The following is a 5,861-nucleotide window of genomic DNA, read 5'->3' on the forward strand; positions in this document are numbered from 1 at the left end:
AGAGATAAGATATTGATTATTAGTTATTTATATACTTGTGGGTAATCAATAGGACTTAAGTCACCCGCTAATAGAAAGGATTACGCCCTTGTTAGTATTTTAAGGGGTTGCTTAGACCAACAAGCTATGCGAAAGCTACTTATGAACTTCATAGTTTTATTGTATTTTTCTTTGAAGCGTTGCTTAGGTTCGATTTGAAAATACTAACAAAGATTGAAATTCTTTCTCCATCAACGTTCGCCCAGAGGGCTTATGCGAATAGGCGTCACTCGTAAAATACGAGCGACTGCGTGAGCCTCAATCCGTTAAACAATCACTCAATCACTAACTCACAATTCACTAACTATCCAACTCCTTATTAGTCGCAATCATAAAGACATTCTTCAATACATTCATCAACTCTTCTATTTTCATTGGCTTGGCTACGTAATCGTCCATGCCTTTTTGCAGACAAATATCTCTGTCTTCGCTCATGGCATTGGCCGTCATGGCAACGATGGTAGGATGGGGGCCTGGCTGACTTTTAATAATACTGGTGGCCTCAAAGCCATCCATTTCTGGCATTTGCACATCCATTAATATTACGTCATAAGATTTTTCTTTTATCTTTTCCAACACCAACAAACCGTTCTCAACAATATCACAGGCATAGCCCAGTTTGTTTAAGACTCTGGCTATTAGTTTCTGGTTAACGGCATTATCCTCAGCAACGAGGATTGTCAAAGGATACGATTCGGCAAAATCGGTGTTTAGGTTACCGATTGGTTTTTCTGTTTGAGGCATTTTGCTATGTCCATTTAATGAAAACTGAATACCATTACACAAATGTTGTAGTTTTACGGGCTTTACAAGGATAGAAGTAAAGAGGTTGGGATATTTCTTCTTGCTTTCGTCACCAATAGAACTAAGCATCACAATCGGAATATTAGCGTCAATCGCCTTGATAGCTTTGGCCAAAGCAATGCCATCCATCTCAGGCATTTCCATGTCAGTAATCACTAGCTGAATACGCTTGTTGGTACTAAATATCTCCAGTCCTTCTTTTCCCGACGATGCTGACACTGGTATCAAGTTCCAGTTTTGTAGTTGTTTCTTCAAAATCGTCAGGTTCGTCTGGTTATCATCTATCACCAATACTACTGTTCCACTCATTGGATTGAGGTCGCATTGATTAGTAATCATTGGAATAGTATTGCTCACCTGTGTGACGATACTAAAACTAAATACAGACCCTTTGCCATATTCACTTTTTACAGAAACTTCACCACCCATTAATTCTACTAAGCGAGTACAAATTGCTAGCCCCAAGCCCGTACCACCATATTTACGGGTAGTAGAAGAATCTACCTGCGAAAATGCCTTGAATAGCTTACCAATTTTTTCTTTCGGAATTCCTATTCCAGTGTCTTTTACACTAAAGCCAATGGTAACATCTTCTTTGTTCGTAGGTTTTTCGAGAAGGTGCACCTTCACAAATATTTCACCTTTGGTCGTAAACTTAACAGCGTTATTAATCAGGTTTATCAAGATTTGCTTTAACCTCAGCGAATCGCCAATGATATGTAATGGTACATCCTGATTGATTTCATAAATAAGGTCAATGCCCATTTGTGCCGTTCGGTGCGCGAATATATCCATCACATCCTCTATTGTACTGCGGAGGTCGAAGCTTTCCTTCTCTATGTCCATCTTACCAGACTCTATCTTAGAAAAATCTAAAATATCGTTGATAACACTTAACAGGCTTTCGCCACAGGTGATGATAGTATCGGTATATTCCTGTTGCTCGTTGTCTAGTTTGGTTTGGGTGAGTAATGACGCCATCCCAATTACGCCATTCAGCGGCGTTCTGATTTCGTGGCTCATCGTAGCCAAAAATACACTTTTGGCTTGGTTAGCTTTTTCGGCTTCTTCTCTGGCTTGTTGTTCTTGCTCTTTTTGTGCTGTAAGTTCTGTGTTGAGTTCAAGCAAATTTTCAGCTTGAAGGGCTAACTCTTCCGACTTAACAAATAGCTCATCGTTCAATTCACTAAGCTGTATAGTCCGTTCTTTTACAAGTTTTTCCAGTTCTAATTTTTGTTTATTAGACTTGTTGAGGCGGTGAGTATAAAACTTGTGTACACCCAACAAAATAAGAATAATGGCAACAACCCTCAGCCAAAGATTATCCCAGAATGGTGGGCTAATGATAATATCAATTGATTTGGCATGATGATTCCAGACCCCATTGTTGTTAGACCCAATTACTTTAAAAGTATAATGACCAGGCGATAAGTTGTTATAAACAGCTCTGCGTTCAGTACTTGGCGGAGACCATTGTTCGTCTAGTCCCTCTAGGATATACGAGTACTGATTTCTATCAGGATATACATAATTGAGGGCTGCAAAATTAAAACTAATAGACGATTGTTTATAGTTCAATTTTATTTCGTCTGTATAGCCAATATCCTTCGTTAAGCCAATAGACGAAGTATCAGAAGTAAGCATTGGATGGTTTGACAACAAGAAGCTAGTGATGAATACAGGCGGAACATATTTGTTTACTTTTATCTCAGCAGGATAAAATATATTCATGCCTTTAATACCTCCAAAAATCATTTGTCCTTCTTTAGTTTGTAGGTAGGCATTGGCTTCAAATTCCATGTTTTGTAGCCCATCGCGCGTATTGAATGATCTACTTGATAAAGATTTAGGATTAAGTTCAATCAAACCGTTAGATGTAGAAACCCATAAATTATTAAGGTTGTCTTCCAAGATTCCCTTCACAAAATTGTTGTCTATATCCGTTCTAGTATTGATAAAGTTGAACTTATTTTTCGCCTTATCGAACTTGTATAGCCCTTTCATCCCGACCCACACTGTACCTTTTTTATCAACAAAAATTACCCTAGCATCAGTCTTTGTATTGGGTTCATTGAAATAATGTGAGAATACCCCACTCGCTAGGTTATAGCGATTTAGTCCACCGTCGTCTGTCCCAAACCATATATTACCGTCGTGGTCTTCACCAATTGAAACGACATTACTGCCCGAAAACGAAGAAGTATTGTTTTTCCCAGCGATTATTCGCTTGAAAGTACGTGTTTTAGCATCCCATAAATTAATCCCTCCATAATAAGTAGCTATCCAAAAATTCCCTTTGCTGTCGAGGTGCATATCTTGCAGGAAATTTGAACTGAGCGAACCTTGCACTTTAGGGTCATTTTTGAAATGTGTAAAAATGCCCTTAGCTTTATTAAGCACACTTATGCCACTACCCCATGTACCTACCCATAAATTCCCCTGAGCATCTTCTGCGATGGTCTGTACCGCATTGGATGACAAGCTTTTAGGGTTGTTTTTATCATATACATAATGTTTGAATTTCTCTGTTTTTGGATTAAATAAGTTCAGTCCACCGCCATCCGTACCTACCCAAATATCATTATCTTTATCCTGATAAAAAGCCTTTACATCGTTATAACTTAAAGAAGTTGCTTCGTTGGTTTTTCTAAATAGTTTAAATTTATCAACACCCATCGCATATAAATCTACCCCTCCGCGGTGCATACCAATCCATAAATTCCCTTGTTTATCTTCAAACAGTGCTGATACCGTACTGTTTGAAAGGCTCAATGGAAACTCAGGTTTTGGGTAATAATTATAAAACTTTTGGGTCGATGGTTTATACAAAATCAATCCATTGTTGATAGTCCCTATCCAAATATTTCCTTTGTTATCAGCTAACAAGCTCAATACCATATAATTATTAGGAATATATGGAAGGTCGGGTAGGTGATTGTAGCCTTGTAAATTGTTTTTAGCAGGGTTATAACTTATCATCCCCGCATTATCAGTTCCCAACAAAATATTGCCACTATTATCTTCTTCTATGGCATTAATCGCATTGTTTTTAGTAGCAAGTAGTACATTGAACTTGTGCGATTTTGTGTCAAATTCCACTAGTCCACGTTGTGTACCCAACCACAATCGACCATTTTTATCTTTTAAAATACAGTTAATCTTATTCAGCTCAACATCACTGCTGGGTTGTTTGAAATGTTGTACCTCTTGGGTTTTAATATTAAATAATTCTAAGCCGTTATCGATTGTACTAATCCATAGGTTTTTTCCTGTAGCATCCTCAGTGATACCCGTGATAACATTAGAAGACAAAGATTTATGATTGTTGTCAGCGTGTTTGAAATGAGTAAATTTATTGGTTACAGGGTCAAAACGATTGAGTCCTCCCGATGTCCCTATCCATACTTTATGATCTGAACTCTCATAGATACATCTGATATAATTGTCGCTGATAGAGGTTGGATTGTTTTCATCATTTTTAAAGACAGTAATTTTTACACCGTCGTATTTATTTAAGCCGTCACGTGTACCAAACCACAAGAACCCTCTACTTCCTTGAAAAATACAATTTACAGAGGTGTTGCTCAACCCTTGATCATTGCTGAGATGCCTAAAACGTGAACTAGATATTTGTGCAAACCCTTTAACCCCCAAAAAGGAAAACAAGCTGACTAGCAACAGGTTTTTAAAAAATCGGCTTGTATTATACGTATTGGAAAACGTGAGAAGACACATCATTTTCATCAATTAAAGTAGTAAAGGTTTTAGAAAGTCTGGTAATAATAATGGTACAATATTATACTTACGATTATTATTGTAATAAGGATTTGGGTCAAATATAATAAAAAATGTCATACAGTATTAGTAGCCTGACGTATAATAGGTAGATGAGTATTTTTAAAAACTATAACGAGAGATTTATTAATAAAATAACTGATTGTATTATAAATAGCGCTATACGTAGGTTGAAAGAAGAATTATTTGTTTGAAATACTGCATCGAAAAGTGTATTTATTCAATAATGAATTATTGATGACTAAATATTGTTGTTCAAAGGTTTTTTTCGTAATTTACTTGTAAATATAATTTTTATAAAGCCACCTATTAAGAATAGATTCTACCCATGGGCAATATAAATCTTGTATTTTATAACATTCTCTTTACAAATTCTTATCACAAAAGAGGCATCGTCAGGTTAAATTGGACAAACAATTCAAGGCATTAAATCATGTTAAAGTTTAATTTTTTAAACTTTATAAAATGCTAATTATCAGCAACGAATTAACAATAATATTACTGGAAATATTCAGCAAAGTAATACGTACAATCCTTTGGTTGAGTACGCCCTATTTATAGTAATTATCCTATTTTATATTGAAGATTATCTAAATTATAGTTTTACGAAAACACTTAAAACACATATATCATGAGAAAAATTGCTTTATTTTTAATCGTTCTACTAACTATTGTAAGTTGTAAAAAAGACGAACCAGTATCACCCGACTTTTCGGATATTTTTGTAGGAAAATGGACAGCAACGACCTTAAAGGGGGATGGCAGTACCATAAACTTAGTTGGTGTAAAAGACCCAGCGCTTTATATAATTATAACTAAGGTGGCTGATAATAAGTTAAGTGCCGTGCTTAATAGCTATTCTAGTGGACAAACTACAAAGTCTGGTGCCTTGACATTAGATATTGCTAAGAATGGTGATACATATACTTTAACTAATACCACCCAATCATCAAGCAATAGTAGTACTTATTTTAGGTATTTTACACTAACTGGCGAGTTGATGGTAGGCGGTCTTGGTTCGAACGGAAGTCCTATTGAGGCTACCTTCAAAAAATAAAAGCTGTTGTACTAACTACGGAATGTCAGTCGCTTGGATGATGAGCTAGTGATACTATTTTTTCTATTAGTTGGTGACTTAAGTCCTACTGATTACCCACATCTTTTAAAAAAGTTAAAATGAGGATGTGGTTATTGATAAAATTAGCTTAAATGTACATAAATAG

Annotated in this window: 2 protein-coding genes; one reads left to right on the top strand and one right to left on the bottom strand. The window is 36.0% G+C overall.

From position 1 onward, the window contains the following. Positions 1-339: 339 nt before the first annotated feature. Positions 340-4,431, bottom strand: coding sequence for a hybrid sensor histidine kinase/response regulator (locus AC07XN_RS22965; RefSeq protein WP_494744749.1), 4,092 nt, complete (start codon positions 4,429-4,431; stop codon positions 340-342). 838 nt (positions 4,432-5,269) lie between these two features. Between AC07XN_RS22965 and AC07XN_RS22970 the strand changes: the two genes are divergently transcribed. Continuing rightward, on the top strand, positions 5,270-5,695 hold the full coding sequence (locus tag AC07XN_RS22970) for a hypothetical protein (protein ID WP_494744750.1): 426 nt from the start codon (positions 5,270-5,272) through the stop codon (positions 5,693-5,695). Positions 5,696-5,861 lie beyond the last annotated feature (166 nt).

The organism is Arcicella sp. GW458-12-2-14-TSB2 (assembly GCF_059423785.1).

Excerpts from the sequence above, each read along its gene's own strand:
- AC07XN_RS22970 (WP_494744750.1), top strand. The coding sequence starts at position 5,270 with ATGAGAAAAATTGCTTTATTTTTAATCGTTCTACTAACTATTGTAAGT.